The organism is Rothia endophytica (assembly GCF_928381505.1).
Classification (GTDB): Bacteria; Actinomycetota; Actinomycetes; order Actinomycetales; family Micrococcaceae; genus Rothia; species Rothia endophytica_A.
Genome location: NZ_CAKMSJ010000007.1, coordinates 49,865 through 72,851, shown reverse-complemented (window position 1 = coordinate 72,851; position 22,987 = coordinate 49,865). Strand labels below are relative to the sequence as shown.

General features: G+C 54.0%; 21 protein-coding genes, 3 tRNA genes and 2 rRNA genes. 7 read left to right on the top strand and 19 right to left on the bottom strand.

The window, feature by feature from the left end:
• The first annotated feature begins 12 nt into the window (after window positions 1-12).
• Complete coding sequence (locus tag L6990_RS09050) at window positions 13-1,386, top strand: galactokinase (protein WP_237203790.1); 1,374 nt, start codon at window positions 13-15, stop codon at window positions 1,384-1,386.
• Window positions 1,387-1,414: 28 nt separating this feature from the next.
• Here L6990_RS09050 and L6990_RS09045 read toward each other — a convergent pair whose 3' ends face one another.
• Window positions 1,415-2,530: a hypothetical protein gene (locus tag L6990_RS09045; RefSeq protein ID WP_237203789.1), complete on the bottom strand. Its 1,116-nt coding sequence runs from the start codon at window positions 2,528-2,530 to the stop codon at window positions 1,415-1,417.
• Window positions 2,531-3,284: 754 nt separating this feature from the next.
• Here L6990_RS09045 and L6990_RS09040 point away from each other — a divergent pair.
• The 3 genes from L6990_RS09040 (at window position 3,285) to L6990_RS09030 (ending at window position 4,230) form a co-directional block, all read left to right on the top strand.
• On the top strand, window positions 3,285-3,449 hold the full coding sequence (locus tag L6990_RS09040; RefSeq protein WP_237203788.1) for a ribosome recycling factor: 165 nt from the start codon (window positions 3,285-3,287) through the stop codon (window positions 3,447-3,449).
• A 105-nt stretch (window positions 3,450-3,554) separates the two neighbouring features.
• On the top strand, window positions 3,555-3,752 hold the full coding sequence (locus L6990_RS09035; protein ID WP_237203787.1) for a CsbD family protein: 198 nt from the start codon (window positions 3,555-3,557) through the stop codon (window positions 3,750-3,752).
• 175 nt (window positions 3,753-3,927) lie between these two features.
• Window positions 3,928-4,230: a glutaredoxin domain-containing protein gene (locus L6990_RS09030; protein WP_237203786.1), complete on the top strand. Its 303-nt coding sequence runs from the start codon at window positions 3,928-3,930 to the stop codon at window positions 4,228-4,230.
• A gap of 78 nt (window positions 4,231-4,308) precedes the next feature.
• On the opposite strand, the gene L6990_RS09025 is transcribed toward L6990_RS09030, so the two are convergent.
• The 3 genes from L6990_RS09025 to L6990_RS09015 all read right to left on the bottom strand — a co-directional run bounded on the left by L6990_RS09025 (window position 4,309) and on the right by L6990_RS09015 (window position 6,484).
• The gene (locus L6990_RS09025; protein WP_237203785.1) at window positions 4,309-4,812 is read right to left on the bottom strand and encodes a TspO/MBR family protein; all 504 of its coding nucleotides are present in this window, start codon (window positions 4,810-4,812) and stop codon (window positions 4,309-4,311) included.
• A 266-nt stretch (window positions 4,813-5,078) separates the two neighbouring features.
• On the bottom strand, window positions 5,079-5,855 hold the full coding sequence (locus tag L6990_RS09020; RefSeq protein WP_237203784.1) for a rhomboid family intramembrane serine protease: 777 nt from the start codon (window positions 5,853-5,855) through the stop codon (window positions 5,079-5,081).
• Window positions 5,856-5,950: 95 nt separating this feature from the next.
• A complete protein-coding gene (locus L6990_RS09015; RefSeq protein WP_440480498.1) occupies window positions 5,951-6,484 on the bottom strand; it encodes a peptidylprolyl isomerase in 534 nt (177 codons plus the stop codon).
• 229 nt (window positions 6,485-6,713) lie between these two features.
• Between L6990_RS09015 and L6990_RS09010 the strand changes: the two genes are divergently transcribed.
• A complete protein-coding gene (locus L6990_RS09010; protein WP_237203782.1) occupies window positions 6,714-7,346 on the top strand; it encodes a hypothetical protein in 633 nt (210 codons plus the stop codon).
• A gap of 124 nt (window positions 7,347-7,470) precedes the next feature.
• Window positions 7,471-8,199, top strand: coding sequence for an AAA family ATPase (locus L6990_RS09005; protein ID WP_237203781.1), 729 nt, complete (start codon window positions 7,471-7,473; stop codon window positions 8,197-8,199).
• A gap of 104 nt (window positions 8,200-8,303) precedes the next feature.
• Here L6990_RS09005 and L6990_RS09000 read toward each other — a convergent pair whose 3' ends face one another.
• The 4 genes from L6990_RS09000 to L6990_RS08985 form a co-directional block, all read right to left on the bottom strand.
• Window positions 8,304-9,764, bottom strand: a complete 1,461-nt coding sequence (locus tag L6990_RS09000; RefSeq protein WP_237203780.1) for a sodium/glutamate symporter — start codon at window positions 9,762-9,764, stop codon at window positions 8,304-8,306.
• Window positions 9,765-10,000: 236 nt separating this feature from the next.
• Window positions 10,001-10,117: ribosomal RNA gene (gene rrf / locus L6990_RS08995) — 5S ribosomal RNA — on the bottom strand.
• Between the two features lie 3 nt (window positions 10,118-10,120).
• Window positions 10,121-10,193 (bottom strand) — tRNA-Ala (locus L6990_RS08990).
• Window positions 10,194-10,886: 693 nt separating this feature from the next.
• The gene (locus tag L6990_RS08985) at window positions 10,887-12,620 is read right to left on the bottom strand and encodes a hypothetical protein (RefSeq protein ID WP_237203779.1); all 1,734 of its coding nucleotides are present in this window, start codon (window positions 12,618-12,620) and stop codon (window positions 10,887-10,889) included.
• A 299-nt stretch (window positions 12,621-12,919) separates the two neighbouring features.
• On the opposite strand from L6990_RS08985, the gene L6990_RS08980 reads away from it, so the two are divergent.
• The gene (locus tag L6990_RS08980; RefSeq protein ID WP_237203846.1) at window positions 12,920-13,075 is read left to right on the top strand and encodes a GntT/GntP/DsdX family permease; all 156 of its coding nucleotides are present in this window, start codon (window positions 12,920-12,922) and stop codon (window positions 13,073-13,075) included.
• A 94-nt stretch (window positions 13,076-13,169) separates the two neighbouring features.
• On the opposite strand, the gene L6990_RS08975 is transcribed toward L6990_RS08980, so the two are convergent.
• The 11 genes from L6990_RS08975 to recF form a co-directional block, all read right to left on the bottom strand.
• Window positions 13,170-13,457: a hypothetical protein gene (locus tag L6990_RS08975; RefSeq protein ID WP_237203778.1), complete on the bottom strand. Its 288-nt coding sequence runs from the start codon at window positions 13,455-13,457 to the stop codon at window positions 13,170-13,172.
• Entirely contained in the window at window positions 13,457-14,653 is a 1,197-nt protein-coding gene (locus L6990_RS08970) for an inorganic phosphate transporter (RefSeq protein WP_237203777.1), read from the bottom strand. Before L6990_RS08970 ends, L6990_RS08975 begins: the two co-directional genes overlap by 1 nt.
• Before the next feature lie 368 nt (window positions 14,654-15,021).
• Window positions 15,022-15,138, bottom strand: a 5S ribosomal RNA gene (rrf, locus tag L6990_RS08965).
• A gap of 3 nt (window positions 15,139-15,141) precedes the next feature.
• Window positions 15,142-15,214, bottom strand: a tRNA-Ala gene (locus L6990_RS08960).
• 16 nt (window positions 15,215-15,230) lie between these two features.
• Window positions 15,231-15,335, bottom strand: a complete 105-nt coding sequence (locus L6990_RS12025; RefSeq protein ID WP_369127822.1) for a DLW-39 family protein — start codon at window positions 15,333-15,335, stop codon at window positions 15,231-15,233.
• 35 nt (window positions 15,336-15,370) lie between these two features.
• A tRNA-Ile gene (locus L6990_RS08955) sits at window positions 15,371-15,444 on the bottom strand.
• 177 nt (window positions 15,445-15,621) lie between these two features.
• A complete protein-coding gene (locus L6990_RS08950) occupies window positions 15,622-16,104 on the bottom strand; it encodes a DUF3566 domain-containing protein (RefSeq protein ID WP_237203776.1) in 483 nt (160 codons plus the stop codon).
• Window positions 16,104-18,731: a DNA gyrase subunit A gene (gene gyrA / locus L6990_RS08945; protein WP_237203844.1), complete on the bottom strand. Its 2,628-nt coding sequence runs from the start codon at window positions 18,729-18,731 to the stop codon at window positions 16,104-16,106. Before gyrA ends, L6990_RS08950 begins: the two co-directional genes overlap by 1 nt.
• Window positions 18,732-18,807: 76 nt before the next feature.
• A complete protein-coding gene (gyrB, locus tag L6990_RS08940) occupies window positions 18,808-20,835 on the bottom strand; it encodes a DNA topoisomerase (ATP-hydrolyzing) subunit B (protein ID WP_237203775.1) in 2,028 nt (675 codons plus the stop codon).
• A 300-nt stretch (window positions 20,836-21,135) separates the two neighbouring features.
• Window positions 21,136-21,711, bottom strand: coding sequence for a DUF721 domain-containing protein (locus tag L6990_RS08935; protein WP_237203774.1), 576 nt, complete (start codon window positions 21,709-21,711; stop codon window positions 21,136-21,138).
• A gap of 60 nt (window positions 21,712-21,771) precedes the next feature.
• A complete protein-coding gene (gene recF / locus L6990_RS08930) occupies window positions 21,772-22,962 on the bottom strand; it encodes a DNA replication/repair protein RecF (RefSeq protein ID WP_237203843.1) in 1,191 nt (396 codons plus the stop codon).
• Window positions 22,963-22,987: the final 25 nt, after the last annotated feature.

Sequence of the window (22,987 nt, the reverse complement as noted above, 5' to 3'; positions counted from 1 at the left end):
AAAAGAGCACCCTTGACTATTCGCGTTGAACCCCACTGGGCTACCCTGCCGGATCATGCCGCAGAGGTAGAAACAGTGCGCGCTGCCTTCATCGATAAATACGGGGTTGAACCAGATGGCGTGTGGTCAGCTCCGGGGCGCTTGAACCTACTGGGTGAATACATCGACTTTTTGGGTGGCTCCTGCATGCCCATGCCCCTGCCCTACCGCACCTATGTGGCAGGTAGGATGCGCACAGACGGAGTGCTCCGCGCGTCCTCTGTGCAAATGCCGGGGGACGACCGCACGGTGGTGGTACGTGAAATTCAACCGGGCACTTTTAAGGGGTGGTTTACCTATGTAGCCGGTGTCGCCTGGGCTATGAATCATGAGGGCGGGCGAGATATTGCCCTTCCGCTCAATTTTGGTGCCGACCTTCTCATCAATTCAAAGGTTCCGGTGGGCGGAGGTCTCTCATCTTCAGCGGCCCTGGAGTGTTCAACTGCCCTCGCTCTCCTTGATCTCTCCTGCCCCTTACGCGCGGGGTGCTCAGCAACAGATGCACTACCTTCTGACCTCAGCCCCGCCAATGATGCACTGAGAGCCCGTCTTGCCCAGGTCTGCATCACGGCTGAGAACGTAGTTGCAGGAGCTCGCACAGGTGGTCTTGACCAGACGGCGTCCCTTCGGTCTCAGCCGGGTAAAGCCCTGGTGATTGACTTCAGAGATTTTTCTATTGAGGCGGTCGAAGCCGATGTCGATAGTGCCCACTTGAGCTGGCTCGTCATTAACACCAATACCCCCCATGAATTAGCGGGTGGTGAGTTTGCGGCTCGACGGGCAGCCAATGAAGCTGCCACGGCAGCTATGGGTCTTGACTACCTCCGCAATGCCCTGCCCGCCGACCTTTCGTGCGCGGGTCTCAGTGAGCAACAGGCCAAAAAGTGGCGCCTAGATCTGGTGGATTCAACGGTTAACCGTGCTCTCGTTGCCCTCGAAGAATCAGCCGATAACCAGGTCTTTCCCCGCGGCTGGTTGCGTCATACCCTGCACGATATGACGCTGGTTGAACGCGCCGCTTATCTGCTCAAAAATACCGAGCTCTTGGGCGCCCCCGCATGGGAAGAACTGGGGCGTCTTTTTACCGAATCATTTGTATCTATGCGTGATGAGCTATGTGTCTCACGTCGAGAAATCGATATAGCTGTGGACGCCTGCCTAGCAGCGGGTGCGCTAGGTGCCCGCATCGTCGGGGGTGGTTTTGGCGGAGCGGTCATGGCATTGATTGACAGCGATAAGCTGCAGCATGCTGCTGATAAAGTTGCCCTGGCCTATGCACAGCAGGGCTTTGCTGACCCCGAGTTCCTCCCCATGGTGGCAGGCCAAGCAGCGAACAGGGATCTCTGAGTCACACAGAAACCCCTGTTTTACCCACTTAAGAAACGTGCACTACGGGCCGGTGCTGCAGGGTCTTTTCTGCCCGTCGGAGTACCTCGTGAACAGTCGATGCAATTTGCCCCTGACCAAAGAGTGCAAAGGCAATGTAATTTTTGAGGGGTGAACCGGCCGCCCAGTCCAGGTAGATATGCGGCACTTGCCCGGTCATATCTCGCACGGCAAGAGAAAGGGCTGCAATGCTGTTAGCCACCGAAGACCCAGAAGCACTGAGCACCTGATACCCACCTTCATCGAGACCATGCACCATGAGTTCTGAGCTGAAGTTGCTAGGGTCCTCCACAGCAATTTCAACGAATATGATGCGGGCATCAGCCTCTAGGTTATGAGCCCAACGCTCCCGGGATAGTTTTTCCCGGTAGTCAGCGGCATTGAAATTATCGGGCAGATGAGCGATCAGGTTCAGAGGTTTGGAGCTGCACGCTAATAGGGCCAGCGCCGACGGGTCAAAGTTTACGCTGTCGATTCTCAGCTCGTAGGAGCGCAGTGCCCGGGAGAGAAGCGAGAGAGAAAGAACTCCTCCAATAAGGAAAAGGGAGATACGTAAGCCATCTGGTCGTTCAAAGATATTGGCAATGGTGGTGTAACCAAAGATAAGAGTGGTAGAGAGGTAGTAGAGAAAGGCAGCCCTTTGACGGCGTTTTTTGGCGGAAAGAGTCACCGCTACGGCAGCACTGGTCATGAGCACTAAAACACCGGTGGCGTAGGCGCCGCCTTGAGCTTCAACATTGGCATCGAAAACAAGGGTGACGAAGACGCAGACAGCGCTAAAAACAAGAATCAGGGGGCGCGAGGCACGCGTCCACTCTGGTGCCATACCGTAGCGCGGCAGATATCGAGGGACGAGGTTAAGCAGTCCCACCATAGCGGAAGCCCCAGCAAACCAGAGGATCAGAATGGTTGAAATGTCATAGGCTGTGCCCCGCCCTTCACCCAGAAGGTTGTGTGCCAGATAGGCAAGCGCCCGGCCATTGGCATCTCCACCCTCTTTAAATTCCTCCTGAGGAATAAGAAGGGTGGTAGCGAAAGATGAGCACATCAGGAGCACACTCATGGTCAGGGCAGCGGTTGTGAGAAGCTTCTTTGCACCGCGCACTCTAAGGTCACCTTGGTTAGTTTCTGAGCACTTTCTGCTACCGATTTGGGGCATAACGACCACACCGGTTTCAAAGCCTGAAAGGCCCAAGGCAATCTTGGGGGAAGATCAGAACTACAAGGGCTAGGGCTCTCTTGGGCAATTCGGCGATAGATGGGCAAGGCAGCTAGCAGAGTGACAGCCACCAGTATGAGGGTAGCCAGTGGTGCCAGCAGTCCCGCGGCGAGAGCAGCGAGGGCCGGCTGATAGCCAAGGGTAGAGAAGTAATCTACGCCCGATAGACACATAACCTTCCACCAGGGATGGCCATGGTGGGTGTCATTTCTACCGTGAGGGCCCTGAATTTCAGCGGTAAGTTCTGGGGAATCATGCATCAGCCAACGGGGTGCACATGCTTGTGCGTGCTGAACCAAGGGGTGAGAGGTCGGCTCGGGGTCACTGTTGTGAGAGCGAGTCGAGATTTTGTGCAAAAGGGCAGGCACGAGAGGCTCCTAACCACTCATAAATCTCATAGGCGGTTCAGTGGAGTCGTCTGAAGAAATAGGGTACGCCTGTAAATGTCTAACCGAGGAGCAGTTCCTTTTTCTTTACCGTGTCTTCTTTAGCTTTCCTTCGAATTTGCTGGGGTTTACCCTAGATTTTGCTATTTTTTTGAGATAGATAGTTTATTTAAACAAATTTCTTGCGTAGGCTTAGTATCAACGGTAAGCCTTCGGGCGAACCGTCCATATTTCCTTCAGAAAGGGGTAGAACCATGGGTTTCGATCTCAACAACGCCGTCAATGACAACGTTGATAAGGCCAAGGACACCGTCAACGAGAAGGCTGGCAAGGAGGTCGTCAACGACGATCACGCGCAGCAGGCTAAAGACACCGCTAACGACGCAGCCGGCAAGCTCGGCGAGCGCTTCGGCAAGTAAGTAATTTCAGGTTTTTTACAGTGCAGGGCCCACTCATCTAAGCAATAGATAGTTCGGCTCTGTTTTTATACCCACTGTCTGAGTGGGAAAGAAGGGAGCTACCTCATGGCTGAAGATAACAAGATTGAAAATGGTGCAGAGAACTTGGTCGGCAAGGCTAAGGAATTCGGCGGTAAGGTTACCGGCGATAGCCATCTTGAAGCTGAAGGCAAGACTGATCAGGTCAAGGCCGGCATCAAAGATAAGGTCGAGGATGTCAAGGGCGCCGTTTCAGGCGTAGCTGATTCTCTCAAGAAGGACTAAGTATGTTCCTGGGCGGGAGGTAACTGTTGATAGTTACCTCCCGTTTTTTGTGCCAGTACCCAAATATCACTGGTGATAGGGCTGGGAATAATGTTGATGGGGTAGATGTTCAGTAGAGTAGTACGCCCATTACGTAGCAAGTAGTACGCCCATTACGTAGCAAAGAGTACATCTCATGAACCGTGCAGTAAGCACCCACGCTGAGGCTGAGGAATTTGTAGCGAAGGGTGGGGTGGTCATTTATTGGCGCCCTGGTTGCCCTTTCTGTCAGCGTTTAGATGCTGGTCTGGGAGAGATGGGAGACCGTGCTCTGTGGGTCAATATTTGGGAGGATGCCGACGCTGAGGCTTATGTAAAGAGTGTTAATGGCGGAAATGCGGTGGTGCCCACCGTGCGCACCTCTGATGAAATTTTCATTGCCTCGGCTTTTTCCGCTCCGAAGTCTGTCTCTGATCTCATTGAATCTTCGGTCAAATAGATTCAGGGGAACCCCACATAGATCTGTAGGGGGGCTCTGGTTAGACCAGCCAGAGCCCTCCAATAAAAGCATTACTTCTTAGTTATGTAGTGCCATATATAGGTTGAGCGTGCTGGCATATGCAACCCAGAGACCATAGGGCACAAAGAGCCAGCCAGCTATTTTGCTTATTGGAGCAAAAATCTTAATGCTCACCATAATGGTCAGTAGCAGTAAGTAGATAACCGCTAAAGCTACCCATAGAGCTGCTACACCGTAGGTGGGGTAGGCGCCAAAAAAGAGCGGGCTCCAAACAGCGTTGAGAACCAGCTGGATGCCGTAGAGGATAAAGGCTCGTCGTCGCTGGTGTGTAGCTGTAGAGCGCCACAGCAACCATCCCGCTACACCGATCATCACGTATAGCAGAGTCCACACGGGGCCGAAGACCACATTAGGTGGCGTCCAAGGTGCCTGATCCGCTGAGGCATACCAACCGTCAACCTGATCTGACGTGAGAAAACTACCGGTAAAACCGATGGCTAGAGGGACTGCGATGAAAAGCAGCAAGGCGGCACCTTGGCCAAGCCAGTTGACCTTCTTCATGTTGTAGTGTCCTTTATGTGTTGGGGGATGTTATTAGGAAGTTATAGTGCACTTTCCCAGCGGGAAGGCTGAAAATTTGAAATTACATTTTCTACACACCCTGTTCCTGGCAGTTATCCACAGGTGGGGATAAAATTGGGGAAATCTCTTACACCAGTGTAATTTACTGCAATTTAAAGCCGAGCTGGCACTATCCACAGTCTGTTAACACTGTTGAAATTACACTCCTGTAGTTATTAACAGCTGTGGATAAATCCTGTGGATATTTATTTCCGCCTCTGAGGTTCAGGCAATTTACTCAGTAAGGTAGCTACGATGGCGCCAGTTATTAGGCCTCCCAGATGCGCCTCCCAGGAAACTCCGGGGAACATAAACCCGTAGACAAAGTTGATAGCCACCAGAACCATAATTCCGCTGGTACTCTGCCTGCGAGCGCGTGCCAGCGCAAAGAAGGCTCCAAAGAGGCCAAATACCCCACCGGATGCACCCAGGACACTGGTGGTCATGTCCCCGTAGTCGCCCCAGAAGCGGGCAATAAGGTGCACGGCAGCTGACCCACCCAAGATTGAGAGCAGGTAGGTTGATAGGAATTTCCAACGTCCCAGAATTGGTTCCAAGGCCTGACCAAAAAGGTAGAGGGAGAACATGTTGAGCGGTAGGTGGGAGAGGTTACCCAGTGAATGCAGGAAGCCGGAGGTTAGAGCGCGGTACCACTCCCCCGAATATTCAACCCAGGCAGGGTTGTAAAGCCCAAAGGTGGTGACGCTGGGAAAGATCCACTGCAGACCCCACACCAGCACGTTAATAGCAATGAGAGCGTAGGTCACCACCGGCTTGCTGCGGGCTGTACGGCTGGCGGGCTGGGTGGCGCGCACCTGTTGCATACAGTCCACGCACATCATGCCCACTTCTAGGGGTACCTGGCAGTTTCCGCAGGCAAGTCTGCCGCAGCGTCCGCACCGCACGTAGGTTACCTGGTCCGGGTGGCGGGGGCAGACCGATTGCTGGTTGTTGTCATAGCCGTAGCCGACGGGCTCGCTCACGGGCGTCCTTTCTTGCAGCCTTGCCGCGGGTATAAAGTAAGTGCCCGACCCGAGAAATCGGGCGGGCACTTAATTTTTGAAAGATTCTCTAGGGTTTAGAGCTCTTCGATATCGATTGATGAGAGAACGACGTCCTCAACGGGACGGTCCATCGCACCGGTTGCTACGCCTTCAATGGCGTCAACGACTTTCTTGGAATCCTCATCAACAACCTCACCGAAGATGGTGTGGCGGCCGTTGAGCCAGGGGGTTTCAACGGTGGTGATGAAGAACTGTGAGCCGTTGGTGCCGGGGCCAGCGTTTGCCATAGCCAGCAGGTAGGGCTTGTTGAAGCTCAGTTCGGGGTGGATTTCGTCCTTGAACTGGTAGCCGGGGCCGCCAATGCCCTGGCCGAGGGGGTCGCCACCTTGGATCATGAAGTCACGAATAATGCGGTGGAAAACGACGTCCTTGTAGAGGGGGCCGTTCTGTACTTCGCCGGTGCGGGGGTGGCGCCATTCCTGGGTGCCATCGGAGAGACCGATGAAGTTCTTGACGGTCAGCGGCGCGTGGTTACCGAAGAGGTTAACAACGATGTCGCCGTGGTTGGTGTGAAGTGTTGCTTTAGCAGTTGCAGTCATGTTCCCCATTCTGGCATGTCGGCTCCTAGCTTGACCAGTGTCGCCCTTGTTTTTTGCATTCAGCTTAAGGAGTTCAGGAGGGTACAGTTGGGCGGTACATGGTCTTTAGCGGGCAGAGAACACCCGGTGTCTTTTCGTGCATAAACTGCTTTTTTACCGGCATCTTTCGTAAGCTTATGAATAACAGTTAACCGCTGCGTCCTTCGCGGCGCTGAAATCCACCTGGAGGTAGAGACACATGGCTCTGACCAAGAATGCTAAGGCTAAGAAAGCTCAGAAGCAGGCAGAGAAGTTCTTTGCAAAGGCTCAGAAGAAGACCGGCAAGAAGGCAGACAAACTGACCAAGCTGGCTGACAAGAAAACTGCTCGCGCTGAGAAGTTCACCGCCAACAAGTTTGCTGATCTTCAGAAGACCGCTGAGAAGCACGGAAAGAACGCTAAGAAGACCACTAACTCAGTTGCTAAGGACGCTCACAAGAAGCTGGACAAGGTGCAGAACACCCTGGTGGACAAGATCCAGCACACCATTGATGATGTCACTCCCGTAGTTGAAGACGCCGTGGCAACTGCCCGTGTCAAAGCTGCTGAGGTTGCTGATACCGTTGCCGTTAAGCTCTCAGACGCTGAGGTTCCTGCACAGGTCAACACCGTTGCCGCTAAGGTAACTGGTGATAAGAAGGCTGTAAAGAACGCTCAGAAGGCCGCTGTCAAGGCTGCTGCCCAGTTCGCTAAGGAGCAGAAGAAGGCTTCTAAGAAGAGCGGCAAGGGTTGGCTGGTTCTTGGTCTGCTGGTTGCGGGCACCGTTGCTGGCGCTGCAGCTTACAAGGCTTCACGTCCCGTTGAGGATCCCTGGAAGACCCCCGCAGCATAAGTTTTGTGTTTGAGGTAGTGGTTTACCGCTAACTTAGGACGCCGACGCATTAGAGATAATGCGTCGGCGTTTTTGCACCCGCCCTACATTGTCTTTTCTGTTACCCAGAAGAGGAGAAAGTCCGATGGCTATTTCATCGTTGCCCTTGCGTTCTATTACATCGGGAGACCCTGTGCCTCCTGAAGAACGGTCACGCTGGCCTTTCACGGTGCCTTCGGTGCAGGCTCTGCTGGGTGGGCTGGATTTAGCACCCTTTACCATCATTGTGGGTGAGAACGGCGCGGGTAAGTCCGTCATCATCGAGGCGATAGCTCAGGCTTATGGGTTGCCGGCGGAGGGTGGCACTTCCTGGGATCAGAGGGAGTCGGTAGAACAGGATTCCAATCTCGCCTCGTATCTACAGTTGATCAAAGGCGCAGCTAAGTCTCGGGACGGTCTATTTTTTCGCGCGGAGACTGTTCACTCTCTAGTGGCTCACCGGGTGCGTTTAGAGTCCTCCATTGCCCACCGCTACCTGCACCAGTCCCACGGTGAGTCTGCACTAGCGATGATTGAGGCTGCCGCCTCACGCGGAGGCTTGTGGATTTTTGATGAGCCCGAGTCGGGGCTTTCTTTTGCGGGTCAATTAAAGTTGTTGGCGCTTCTTCAAGACCATGTGGACGCCGGCCACCAGGTTCTGCTGTGCACCCACTCCCCCGTGCTCATGGCAGCTCCCGGCGCGAAGATTCTTGAGATTGGCGAGTGGGGCCTTCGCCCTACTGCTTTAGATGACCTCGAGGCGTTGAATCACTGGCGAGCCTACCTGGATTCGCCTCAGCGCTATCTGAGGCACCTGCTCTCAGCAGACCACTGAGTGGCGTCATTCTCGATGATTAGACGCCGTTACAACGGACGCCGGTTCCCTCTCACTGCCTCCTGGCAGGGAGCGGGAGCCGGCGTCCTTACTGTATCTATCCCCTACGGGTTTTGAATCTGTTGCATCTGGCGAGTGTGTTCCTCTCGCTCTCGCATCTCGCGGGGGCGCAGGAATACCAGCCCGATGACAATAGATGCAACAAAGACGGTGAGCATCACGAAGAAGAGGGGCCAAACACCGGTCAGGTAAATAACTGGTATCGCGAGAGCCGTGATGAGGGCACCACCAAAGAAAGGCTCAAAGACAAGCTGTTTGTAGCCGAAGGCTTCGAAAGCAGGAGACTCGCCCTTGGGATCTACCACGCGCATCAGAATCAGGCCGGTTGCGGTAACGCCCATCGACTGGCCGAAGTCACCGATACCGCGTTCGAACCAGTAGCGCCCAATCAGGCGGGGGGTGAGCCACAGGAAAATCATGACGTTAAAGGCAATGCCTGCCACTGAAAGAATGAGGAAGATACCCAGGTTATCGCCCACCGCCTGCAGGGAGAGAGTGGCGATAGCGGCAACGATGAGGAAGTCCAGTGCCCAGCCCTGGATGCGCAGCATCATCTGGTGATCGATGAGATGATCGGCGCCCACTGCTTTTGCTCCCATCTGCACAATAACACCACCCAGCAGAGCCATGGGAAAGAGGGGGACATAGGCAAAGATTTCAAGGGGAGTGTTGTCATCGAGCATGACCGAGGCGTAGGTCTGCTGTTCAATCCAGCGGAGACCCTCAAGAATAAGCCAGCCGACCAGGATGGCAAGAGACATGACAGCCATATGCAAAGACAGGGGCTCTACGGACGCCGGGCGGCTAGTCATGGTACCTGCAGAGTAGTGCTCGTCCTCGCGGAAAAGACCCTTCTGCTCAGCAATAGACATTTTGGCGTTGCCCTTGAGAATCTCGGTTTTACCGGTGCGTACACCCCAGTTAATAAGGGCGATGCCGATAACCACACCGCCGACGATACCCACGGTTGCCAGACCAACGGCTAGGTCAGCGCCGTCACCAAAGCCCAGATCTTCCATCACCCCGCGCATACCTGCGGCGGTGCCGTGGCCGCCTTCAAAAGCAATTTCGATGAGGGCACCGGTCATGGGGGATGCTGCGAAGAAGGGCACCAATACCAAAGCAGCCAGGAGCAAGCCCACTACATATTGACCGGAGCCAAGAGCAACACCCAAGGAGAGCTGAGGGCCTGCAAGTTTCACGGCGCGTTTGGGGCTGGGAAGTTCTTGCCCCAGGAACATGGTGGCAAAGATGACGCTAATGAGCAGACCTGGCAGGGAGCGCCAGACAGTAATCATGGTGTCGTTAAACAACCCATTTTCGCCCCAGGGCCCATCAAAACGGCCAAGAACCTGTGGGCCGAGAAGGAGCAGGAGCAGGCCCGCGATGATGGAGCTGGGCAGGAAGAGGGATTGCACCCACCCAACTTTCACGCGTACCATCTTTCCGATGAGCAGGGCTACACCGAGAATGAGGAGGGCAAACCCAATAGCTTGTGGTGACATGGTTTCGCTTTCAATCCTGTTGGGACTGTGCCTGGCAACGCCCCAAAAAGTAACCGGACATACAAAAACTACAGCTTACCCAGTTTTTATCGACTTGCCTATCCATGAATGATAAACACGTGATTGCCTACTTCTCCGGCCCTCCTATTGGCGGGCGTCGTTCCCTCTCAGGGGTCTTTTTCTGGGCACAAAAGAAGAGGCTCAGTCTTTCGACTGAGCCTCTTCCATCACATTTAATTCGGCGATGACTTACTCTCCCACACCGTCACCAGTGCAGTACCATCAGCGCAAAGAGCCTTAACTTCCGGGTTCGGGATGGGACCGGGTGTTTCCCTCTTGCTATAATCACCGAAGAGTGGAGGCGAGGGGACTCGAACCCCTAACCCCCTGCTTGCAAAGCAGGTGCGCTACCAATTGCGCCACGCCCCCGTAGGTGCATATAAAACTATACACGCGTTTTTCACACACGCAAACCTAATTATAGCAATTATTGGGTTAGGTGCACCACAAATTTCTCTCTTGTTTGTTAGATAAGGTGCCGCAGATAGTTTTCGAGATCATCAAGCATTGACCGTCAGTCCCCAACCGCATCCAAGGTTGCCCACGGGCGTTGCTCTATACCCCATTCATCAATTTCCCAGACTAGCTCCCTCTTGTAGGCTACGCCAAACGCTAATAGGGGGCTGTGAGTACGAAGAATCACCTGCCCACCACCGTCCAAAAAACTAAGGACGCGAGCAAGCAACTGCAATTGACCAGTAAAAGATAGCCCTGATTCAGGCTCATCAAGAACCCCTAATCCAAATCTCTTAGAAGACTCTTCCAAGAGTTGCTGGGTTCCCTCACCGTGAGGTAAGCGGAGAATACCCACTGCCTTGATGAGGAGCCACCCAACCTCACCAGATGTTCCATATGTGCCAATATTCCTTCTGCCCGCAGAAAAAGTCCCGCCCTATATTCTGCAGCTCCACGCATCACCTGCAAATCCGCCCCAAAGGCAGATTTTCCCTCAAGGTGGGCCTTATAGCCCGAGCATCTCCACCCCCAACCGGCAGACCATAGGCTTCAGCAACAGACTCAATGAGGGATGATTTCCCCACCCCATTTTCACCCATCGAATGGTTAGCTAACTAAATTCAGAATCCATTCAAAGAGACTCTTCCCTCCCACCTGCGACATGAGAACTGTTGCCACCGCAACAATGAGGGACACAATCGCAACACAAAGCGCAAGCCTGCCAGTTCGGAATGCATCAGCAGAGGAACCGAGTGAGGAAACGGTCGAAAGAATATCGCGGTAGTCACTATCTGCTTGTCGCAGTTGCTCAAACCACTCCTCGTGTCGTTTTTTAAGTCTGTCATTGAAGCTGATAGACGTTTCCGGCGCCCCCTTATCTTCACCCCCGCGCACTCTCTCTTCAGGAGTGAGAACATAGCTAAACTGAGGGTCTCCCTCCCAATGCCACGAGCGTTTCCAAAACGCAGCAACATCACGTTGCATACTTGCGAGGTCGAAACTCAACGTAAGAAGGCTCTGACGTAGCTCGTGGATCGATCGTGGACGGAACTTCCCGTGCCTTACGCTGGCCCTATCTCGCATCTCGGCGAAGCACTCCTCGACTATCTCAAGGTAAGCCGACACGGAAATCATTAGGAACAGGTTTCTCATACTATTGACAAGTAGATATGCGATTTTCTGGTTGTCATTTCCACCAATGTACTCGAAATCCTCAGAACCAACCGCCTTGAGCACTGCCGATCGACTTCCCCAAAGCGTCCATGTCGGATCATCCCCCAGAGGGTCTTGCCCAATGCTCTGCTGGCGGTGGAGCACTAGCTTCGGAATGTCCGGTGAGGTGAGCATATGAAACATTGGGCGCTTGATGCCGAGGGCACGCAAGGCACCATCCTCCGACACGCGCTGGTCGCCGTTTTGTGCAGGTTGCGGCGATACGGTGGGGTCGAGCTTGTCAAAGAGCATCAACTCAAGCAATGGTTGCGGACGATTCATGCGAGCAAAAAAACCAGGAAGACGAGCTGTAAGCCAGTCGCGCGCGGCATAGTGCATTGAGCGACGTGCAAGCTGCACCTCGTGGATCGTTGCCCAGCGCCGGTCAAGGCTGCGAGGTCTCGGTTTTCCCCAGAGCAGTAAAGGCTCATGTTGCTTGTGCCACTCAAGGTCAAGCGCCTGCGCAGCCTCATCTCGGAGGTGAAATTCGGCTATGACTGCAGTGAGACCTTGCCCAACTTGTACGGCTTTGAGTTCGATGTAATCAAATTCCGGCGGTAGATGCTCACGGACAGCATCCATACCCAACCAGTTACGATCGTTTCGTACGACGTTAATGAGGTTCCACCAAACTGACCCCCCGCCTGAGCGGGAACGCGCCAGCATCACATGATTGCGCTCATAATTCGGCGAGAAGCGACGACTTACATCCCAGCCATTCTTTTGAAGCGCCGCTTCAAGCCTTGGGAGATCAGCAGGAGGGAAGAGTTCAACCAACCAGATACTGGGTGTAGTGACGTGTTCATCTCTCGGCACCCGGATGTTGTGTATCCAGCTATCGAGCGACCTTGCGAAGTTTTGATCGTGCTCATTGAAAGGGATAAGCCAGTTAACGCCGTTGTTGAGCCATATCCGCATAAACTGCGGCATAAATTTACATCGCCAGCCTGTGCTCAGCCACCACAGTACACGGTAAGTGTAGTCATACCAGCGATACCCCTCTCCAATCTCGGGAATGAGATCGAAGACGGCTGCAACCTCGTCAGAAGTCTCGATACCGTCTTCTTCTCGTGGAGCGCGCGGACGTCGTCGCCTCTGCCGGTATTTCTCGCGATCTCCGAGTTCCACTATCTGCACCTCCTATCCGCGACAACTCCTGGCACCGACGGCACACCCTCCACTATGCTCACTATCTACTCCGCCCCGTATACTCATGCTCATCAATGATGGTTGACTCATGTTCATTCCAATGATACCTATGAGGTCTGATACGACTGTCTAGTCGAAGCGGAACTGCCGTAGCAAGACTTCCTGCGCTTGGTGCTGCAGATCGAGGTCATCGCCAGTCGGTTGAAGACAATTTCATCGGTGTTCCTTGGTAGGGATAACGCGCCACCCAGGGGCGCCATTCCTCGATCAAGTAAGATGTGTGGCAACTGAATCAGGTATTGGTGGCGATGGGCCGCTTCTTCAATATGGACGAAAAGACAACCTTCAAGACCTGGACGGTTATGGAAACCCTCATTGGCCTCGTTGGTTTTGCAGCGGCTCTGGGCATTTTCTACGCAGCAAGTTTGATATAAAAAACCCAGCGTCTCCACACGTAATCTAAATCGCCACCCTTCAATATCAGGGTGGCGCTTTAGTTTAAGCACTTAAGATTTTACGGGGTTGATTCTAGTCAGCGACCCCAAAGAGGTTAAAACCGGTGTAGGCGTAGAGGAAGTCTTTTGCGATCCACAGAATACCGGTAAGAATTGCCAGCGCCAGCAGCACGAAAATAGCGTAGGCAGCTCCCCTAGCTAGAGGGTGAACTTCAGCTTTTACAGTACCGTCAGCAGTTTCAGTGGCTGTGCCGCTCATAAGCCGCACGGCAACCGCATACAGAATAGGTAGACCCGCCCCAAAGACCAGTCCAGCCAAGAACACGGGATAAATCTTATGGAAGATTTCAGCAAGAAGCATTAGTGACCAGCCTTCTGCACGACGGGGAAGGATTCAGTATGCACTTCACGGGTTCGCACCACTTCACCGGCATGCATATCAACGTGGCTAATAGCGCTCTTGCGCGAGTGTGCCCACATCCAGGCACAGAATCCAACCAGAATCAGAAATACGGTTGCTTCCCCCATCCAATCACTACCCGTGAAGTGGTTGATGTAGTTGCCGACGAACCACGTCAGAGCACCAACACTGCCTGCGGCAGGGAGGGTAATAATCCAGGCAATCACCATGCGCCGGGCGGTTGACCAGTTCACCGCAACACGGCGTCCAATGCCTGAGCCAATGATAGAGCCGGTAGCTACGTGGGTGGTCGAAAGGGCCATTCCGAAGTGAGAGGAGGTCAAAATAATGGCAGCAGAAGAACCATCAGCAGAGAAACCCTGGGGGCCTTCAATATCGACGATACCCTTACCCAGAGTTTTGATGATGCGCCACCCACCCAAGTAGGTCCCCAGGGCAATAGCTACCGCACAGACCAAGCGAACCCAGAAGGGTATGTCAGCCGATGGATCGATTTCCTGTGCTGCAACGAGGGCTAGGAAAATAACGCCCATAGTCTTTTGAGCATCATTGGTACCGTGTGCCAGCGACATGAGAGAAGCAGCAGAAATCTGACCAAAGCGGAAATTTTTCTTCTTGCGATTCTCAGGCACTGCCGCTGTAATGCGGTAGACCACCATGGTGCTGATACAGGCGATGATACCGGCAATGAGGGGCGCCAAAAGAGCAGGAACGATAATCTTCATCAGCACCCCATTCCAGAGCACTCCGCTTGTTCCCAAGGACGCTAGTGTCGCACCGATCAGCCCTCCAAAGAGGGCGTGAGAGGAGCTAGAGGGCAATCCCAGCAACCAGGTGAGAACGTTCCACAGGATGGCACCTACTAGCCCGGTAAAGACGATAAGCATGAGGCTCGATCCACCCCCTGCAGTCTCTAAGTCCACCAGCCCCGTACCGACGGTCTTAGCTACTTCGATGGACAAGAAAGCACCGACGAGATTGAGGGAAGCTGAAAGAGCTACGGCCGTCTTAGGCTTGAGAGCACCGGTTGCGATGGAGGATGCCATGGCATTCGCGGTGTCGTGAAATCCGTTGGTGAAGTCAAAGGCCAGCGCGGTAAGTACCACAATGACCAGGATGATGAGTTCTGTAGTCACCCAATGATTATGCGCCTATTAACAGTATTTAGGAAACATCTGAAAGATTGCAGGTAAACTCCAGACAGCGTTTTGTTTAAGGATTAAAAAACACACAATTCACACAGGGGCGCCCTTTCGGGGTTTTCCCTCAATCCCACAAAAACAGCGTCTGTCATGAGAAAACGTTACTTAAGTAAATTCAGGAGGATCTATCAGCAGGAAGGTTCCTGTGGTTTTACAAGCCTTGCTCCCTATAATCCCTAAAGCTCCGCTTCGCTCGTTAACCTATTATTCACTTTAAAGCGGTGTGGCCCCCCATAACCCTCGCTGTTAAAACAAAAAAGAAGAGGCCCAGTCTTTCGACTGAGCCTCTTCCATCACATTTAATTCGGCGATGACTTACTCTCCCACACCGTCACCAGTGCAGTACCATCAGCGCAAAGAGCCTTAACTTCCGGGTTCGGGATGGGACCGGGTGTTTCCCTCTTGCTATAATCACCGAAGAGTGGAGGCGAGGGGACTCGAACCCCTAACCCCCTGCTTGCAAAGCAGGTGCGCTACCAATTGCGCCACGCCCCCATACAGGTGCAACCTATTAAATTTTGTCTGTAGCAGCTTTCCAAGAGTTTTTATTCTCTTGAGATTCCTTCGCCTTCTTAGTTGCAACCGCTGCTACGACTGCCGCTAAGGTGATTGCCATGAATTTCTTCATTTCAACCTTTCAACCAAGGAAAGTGGGCGTACCAGGAATTGAACCTGGGACCTCTACATTATCAGTGTAGCGCTCTAACCATCTGAGCTATACGCCCTCGGTGTTCAGATTTTCACCAGAACGAGATATAACTTTACACAGATTCATACAGCTTGCCAAATCGAAAAAGCATGTTCTGGGTCACAAGCGCACCCGAGGTGCTTCAAGAATCTTCCAACTAAAAAAGATGGCCCCTACTCATGACAGCAGGGGCCATCTTTCTTCAGTGAAGACTTTATTCGTCAGTCAAGGTGACGCCAATGCCACCCACCAGCTTGGCAGCAACGTTGTACAGCATGGCTGCCAGCGCCCCCAGGAGGGTGAAGAGCACTACATTAATCACCGAGATGATGGTGGTGTAGAGCGCCACCTGCCCCAGTGATAGATACTGAGAGACGTCTACAGCGTTACCGGTGGTACCCAGCAGGGCCAGAATGTCATTCAGGCTCTGGAAGGCACCGGTGGCCTGCATAACCAGCCACAGGATGACCGACGCAACAACCGTTACGATACCTACAGCCACAGACAATAGGAATACCAGCTTGGCGACTGAGAAGGTGTCAACCTTAGCAACCACCAGGCGAGCACGGCGGATCTTCGAACGGGGTGCAGGGCGCACCAGTGGCTTACGTGAAGCACTTCCCTTAGACTGCGCCGCTCTCGCGTTGCCAGCCCGGGGTGCGGGGCGCGGAGCCGCGCCTGTGCTGTTGGTGCTCACTAGTTACCTCCGTGTGCTTCTACGGTTTCGGCTTCTGCCGGTGTGCTCTTGTTTTCTAAAGGTACTTCATCGGCACCGTTTTCGGCACTGTTATCGACGTTTTCTTCGGTGTCTTCTACATCATCAATGTTTCGCTCGAAGTTGCGGGCGACCTCAAGAATCTCATCATTCTTGCCGGGCTTAGCGAAGATAACACCCATGGTGTCACGGCCCTTAGCGGGAACTTCAGATACAGACGTACGCACTACCTTGCCGGATTGCATGACGACCATAACTTCGTCATCCTCACCAACAATGAGGCCGCCAACTAAGTCTCCACGGTCTTCGGCTAGCTTAGCAACCTTGATGCCGAGGCCACCGCGACCCTGAACGCGGTACTGATCCACCTGAGTGCGCTTGGCGTAGCCACCTGCAGTAACGATAAAGACGTAGGAATCATCGGTGACGACGTTAGCCGACAGTAGTTCGTCCCCATCACGGAACTTCATGCCGGTTACACCGCTGGTTGCACGGCCCATGGGGCGCAGGGCCTCATCACTGGCAGTGAAGCGCAGTGACTGCCCCTGGCGGGAAATCAGCATGAGGTCATCTTCTGCCGAGGCCAGCTGAGCCGATACCAGCTCGTCCCCCTCGCGCAGGTTAATGGCGATGACGCCGGCAGTTCGGTTGGTGTCGTAGTCAGACAGGGCAGTCTTCTTGACCAAACCGTTTTTGGTAGCGAGTACCAGGTAGGGTGCGTCCTCGTAAGACTTGAGCTCCATGACCTTGGCGATGGTTTCATCAGGCTGGAAGGCCAATAGGTTAGCAACGTGCTGCCCCTTGGCGTCACGCCCCGCCTCCATGAGTTCATAAGCCTTGGTGCGGTAGACCCGGCCCAGGTTAGTGAAGAAGAGGATCCAGCTGTGGGTGGAGGTAACAAAGAAGTGCTGCACCACGTCGTCCCCGCGCAGGGAAGCTCCCTTAATACCCTTACCGCCACGGTGCTGGCTGCGGTACTGGTCGCTGCGGGTGCGCTTGACGTAACCACCGCGGGTAATGGTAACCACCATTTCTTCTTCGGGGATGAGGTCCTCCATGGACATGTCCCCGTCGTAGCCCATCAGAATCTTGCTCCGGCGCTCGTCACCGTAACGGTTGACGATGTCGGTCAGTTCCTCGGAGATGATGGTGCGCTGGCGATCCTCAGAAGCAATGATGGCATTGTATTCATCGATCATGCGCATCAGCTCATCATGGCGATCCTGAATCTTCTGACGCTCCAGAGCGGCCAAGCGGCGCAGCTGCATATTCAGAATTGCCTGGGCCTGAGCTTCATCAATATCCAGGAATTCCATGAGCCCGGTGCGGGCTTCATCAGCAGTGGGGGAGCGACGAATCAGGGCAATGACCTCATCCAAGGCATCCAGTGCTTTGAGAAGGCCGCGCAGGATATGCGCTTCTTCTTCTGCCTGACGCAGGCGGTAGCGGGTGCGTCGCACAATCACTTCAAGCTGGTGGTTAACCCAGTGGCGAATGAAGGCATCGAGGGAAAGCGTGCGGGGCACACCGTCTACAATAGCCAGCATATTGGCTGAGAAGTTTTCCTGCAGCTGTGTGTGCTTGTAGAGGTTATTGAGCACTACCTTGGCCACAGCATCGCGCTTGAGCACAATGACCAGACGCTGACCGGTACGGCCTGAGGTTTCATCGCGAAGGTCGGCGATGCCGGTAATCTTGCCGTCCTTGACCAGTTCAGCAATTTTGATGGCCAGGTTATCGGGGTTGGCCTGGTAGGGGAGTTCAGTTACGACCAGGCAGGTGCGACCGTGAATTTCTTCGACGTTCACCACTGCGCGCATAGTGATAGAACCACGACCGGTGCGGTATGCCTGCTCAATCCCCTTATGCCCCAGAATGGTTGCACCGGTGGGGAAGTCGGGGCCCTTAATGCGAGCAATCAGAGCTTCGAGGAGCTCCTCGTTGGTAGCGGCGGGGTTCTCAAGGAACCACTGCACACCCTCTGCAACCTCACGCAGGTTATGCGGGGGGATATTGGTTGCCATACCCACAGCGATACCCGATGAGCCATTAACTAGCAGGTTGGGGATACGCGAGGGCAGGACGACAGGCTCCTGGTTCTTGCCGTCATAGTTGGGCTGGAAGTCCACGGCGTCCTCGTTGATGTCACGCACCATTTCGAGAGCCAGGGGAGCCATCTTGGTTTCGGTGTAACGGGGGGCTGCTGCACCGTCATTACCGGGTGAACCGAAGTTACCCTGACCGAGAGCCAGGGGGTAGCGCATGACCCAGTCCTGAATAAGGCGGACCAGGGTGTCATAAATCGCCAAGTCACCGTGGGGGTGGTACTGACCCATAACTTCACCCACCACACGGGCGCACTTGTTGAAAGAGCGTTCGGGGCGGTAGCCGCCGTCGTACATCGCGTAGATGACGCGGCGGTGCACGGGCTTGAGACCATCGCGCACGTCAGGCAGGGCGCGGCCGATAATAACGGCCATGGCGTAGTCCAGGTAGGAGCGTTCCATCTCGGAGCGCAGGTCTACTGCCTCGACCCTGCCGCCGGCAGGGTTCTCGATGACATCGCCTTCAAGCGGTTCGTTTGAGCTGTTGTTCTGTTCGTCGCTCATCATAATCCTTCGTTTGATTCCTTGATTTTTAATATTCTTCTAAGTTCATACTGACTAGCTAAAAGCTATATATGTCTTAGATATCAAGGAAGCGAATGTCCTTTGCGTTCTGCTGAATGAATTCACGTCGAGCTTCGACATCTTCACCCATCAGAACAGAGAAAATCTGGTCAGCAGCTGCCGCGTCCTCCATTTTTACCTGCAGAAGAGTGCGATTCTCGGGGTCCATGGTGGTATCCCACAGCTCGGTGTAGTCCATCTCACCCAGACCCTTGTAGCGCTGAATGCCGTTGTCCTTCGGCAGACGCTGGTTCTTCGCGTAGCCTGCCTCAAGAGCAGCATCTCGCTCTGCATCTGAGAAGACATAATCGTGAGAGGCGTTAGACCACTTGATGCGATAGAGCGGGGGCTGTGCCAGGTAGACGTAGCCTGCCTCGATCAGCGGGCGCATAAAGCGGAAGAGCAGGGTCAGCAGCAGGGTAGTAATGTGCTGACCATCGACGTCCGCATCTGCCATGAGCACTACCTTGTGGTAGCGAGCTTTTTCGATGTTGAAATCGTCACCGATACCGGTACCAAAAGCAGTGATAAGGGACTGAATTTCAGCGTTGGACAGGGCTCGGTCCAAGCGAGCGCGCTCCACGTTCAGTACCTTGCCTCGCAGGGGCAGAATTGCCTGAGTTTCAGGGTTACGACCGCGCACAGCGGAGCCGCCTGCCGAGTCACCCTCCACCAGATAAATCTCTGAGATGGAAGGGTCTTTGGATGAGCAATCTTTGAGTTTGCCCGGCATCGAACCACTTTCCAGCAGGCCCTTGCGGCGGGTCGTCTCGCGGGCCTTACGGGCGGCAAGGCGAGCTTGGGCCGCAGTGATGGCGCGACGCACTACCTCTTTACCGGTGGACGGATTACGTGCCAGCCAGTCACCCAGCTGATCTAGGGTTTCGCGCTGAACAAATGCCTTAGCTTCTGAGTTGCCCAGCTTGGTCTTAGTCTGACCTTCAAACTGGGGTTCAGAGATCTTCACTGAGACCACAGCGGTCAAACCCTCACGGACGTCCTCACCGGTTAGGTTATCGTCTTTATCGCGGAGCAGTTTGTTATCACGAGCAAAACGGTTAATGAGGGTGGTCAGCGCGGTGCGGAAGCCTTCTTCGTGGGTGCCGCCCTCATGGGTGTTGATGGTATTGGCGTAGGTGTGCACCGATTCCTTGTAGGTGGTGGTCCACTGCATCGCTACTTCCAGGCTCATCATGCGGTCAGTGTCTTCAGTCTCGAAGGCAATGATTTCGTCGTTAACGACGGTGAGCTTCTTTGAGGTGTTGAGGAAGTCTACATAGTCCAGCAAACCGTTCTCATACATGTAGGTGACGGTTTTGAAGCCATCTTCATTGGGGCCAACCTGGTTGAGCTCCAGAGACTTCGCCTCATCCTCACCGGCGACCTCATCACCTTCGTGGAGATCACGCTCATCAGTGAGGCGGATGGTGAGACCCTTGTTGAGGAAGGCCATCTGCTGGAAGCGAGCGCGCAGGGTTTCGAAGTCGAAATCGATGCTTTCAAATATGGTGGGATCGGGGTAGAAAACCTGGGTGGTACCAGTTTCGTCAGTAGCTTCACCGCGCGTCAAAGGCTTGGTGGTCTTACCGCCATCGCTGTATTCGATATGCCACTTGTAGCCCTGACGGCGGACTTCGGTCTCAACGCGAGTAGAAAGAGCGTTGACCACCGAAATACCAACGCCGTGCAGACCACCTGATACGGCATAACCGCCACCGCCAAACTTACCGCCAGCGTGCAGGATGGTCATTACCACTTCAACAGTGGGCTTCTTCTCCGTGGGGTGCTCATCAACAGGAATACCACGGCCGTTATCAGCCACGCGCACCGCACCGTCAGCTTGAATAACCACATCGATGAGGTCAGCATGGCCTGCTAGAGCCTCATCAACAGAGTTATCGACGACCTCATAGACGAGGTGGTGCAGGCCGCGCTCACCGGTCGAGCCGATGTACATGCCCGGGCGCTTACGCACCGCTTCTAGGCCTTCAAGAACCGTAATGTCGGCTGCGCCGTATTCACCGGTTGTTTCTTCAGTTGCCACAGGTATTAGGCTCCTTGCGTCTTTCTATCTGCACCTTGACGCAGGGTAGCGGAGGACGACATCAACAAAGCTGGGCGTTCATCGCAGGAACCTGCGCGCACAAGGCGCACTCATTCTCAACAATTCTACCGCACAGAGCGATTTTTGAGCCTTTTTGTAAGGTAGTAGAAGGGGGTAAACCCTGCAGATAAGGTTTATTTGTCGCTATAAGCCCGCCAACCCCCAAACAAGGGGGTTCTTACATGGGTGGCGCCTCAGAGGCGTAGAAACGAATTTTTACCACCGGTAGTTATGGGGGTTCTATCCGTAAGTATCTCTTGGCCCTCTTCCGCCCGGAGCAACTCTGCGCCCCTTCTTCCACGAGGGGGCATTGGGCCCGTGAGCCTGAATGTCTTTCACTATTTCACCGCCCAATTCCTCATTGATACGGCGAATAATGTCATATTTCATGCGGCGCATTTCAACGGCCCAGGCGGTGGATTCGCATCTGACCACAACCACACCATCGTCAAATGATTCTGGTTTACTCTTGTTTGCCAGCTGAGCCCCTACCAACATTTCCCAGCGAGTCAGCACAGACGATACTGCTACGGGCGTTGACCAGCCGCGTTCCATAATGACTCTGTCTAATATGCCGCTCAAACCCTGGGGGTCACGCGCGCTTTTACCAGGCCCACTGTAGCCACCCATCTGGTAGCGGTTTGTGCTAGCGCTAAAGCGGCGCACTCGCTCGCCAGGCTCAGCGTTGATGACCTTACTAAAATCTTTGATAATTTTTTGCCCTGCAGCCCCCTGGATTCTACGCTCGCCTCGGGCTTCTTTTGCGGCCCGGATGCGACTTAGAAGCGCGTGGGGGGCATCAACGTCTTCCGACACATAAGCTCTTTTATTATATTCCTTTTCATACATATCTTCAGATGGGGCCATCAAATATGCCTAACTTGAAATATTGTGCAGAGGCGCTGAATCGACTACTTCTGCTGTGCCAGGTTCAACCCTGATCAGTTGATAGTCTCCCAGTTCCTCGGGTAAGTCATTAGCTACAGCACAGGTCACCAGAACCTGCTCAGCATCAGCCACAATAGAACCTAACCGGTGCCTACGGGCAGAATCTAGCTCTGCAAAAACATCATCAAGGATAAGAATAGGGGAGGCGCCGGGGGCTAGGTTATCGGCCAGGTGCACGTACCAAGCCGCTAGTTTAAGGGCTAAAGCATAAGACCAGCTCTCACCATGAGAGGCATAACCGCGCACAGGAATTCCACCCAGCTCAAGCACAATTTCATCGCGATGGGGCCCTACCAAAGTAACCCCACGTTCCAATTCTTCGGATCGCTTTTCTGCAAAAGACCGCAGCATGGCTTCGCGGATATCATCTACACCCATCAGTGCTGCTCTCGATAAAACTGCGCTAGAGATAGGCGGAAATACTGATGACTCGTACACTGTTGAGGCCGTTTTAGACCCATCGGTGAGTTCACCGTAGGCACGCTGTAGCTGGGGGAGCAGCTGGGCGAGCACCCGCAAGCGAGCCTGTAAGAGGTGAGATCCGGCCTCCGCCAGCTGGCGATTCCACACCTCAAGGGTGTGCAGATCTTCTTCGGCTGAAGGTCGACGAGAACGTATTGATTTGAGTAAGGAATTACGCTGGCGCAGTACCCTCTCGTAGTCCGCACGGTAACCGGCAACCGCAGGACGAAGAGCAACCGCTAGGTCATCAAGGAACCTCCTACGCCCCGCAGGCTCTCCTTTAACGAGTTGCAAGTCCTCGGGCGAGAAGAGAACCGTGCGGGTTATTCCTAGGGCCTCACGGGCGCGCACAGGGGCTGCACGGTTGATGCGCACACGATTGCTCTTACCCGGAGCCAGCTCAAACTCCATAACAGTCTGCTGAGATCCCCGCACTGTGCGAGTTCTGATGTAGGCGCGCTCTGCCCCCACTCTGACCAACGGAGAATCTTGACTCACCCGATGAGATGCCAAGTTAGCGGTGTAGTCGATGGCTTCAACGATGTTAGTTTTTCCCACACCGTTGGAGCCAAGAAACACCGATACGCCGGGGGAAAGAGGCAGATTCAGCAGCCGGTAGGTGCGAAAGTCCATCAACGAAATATGGTCGATGTACAGAAAAGCGCTCCTTAGAAAACTGCTC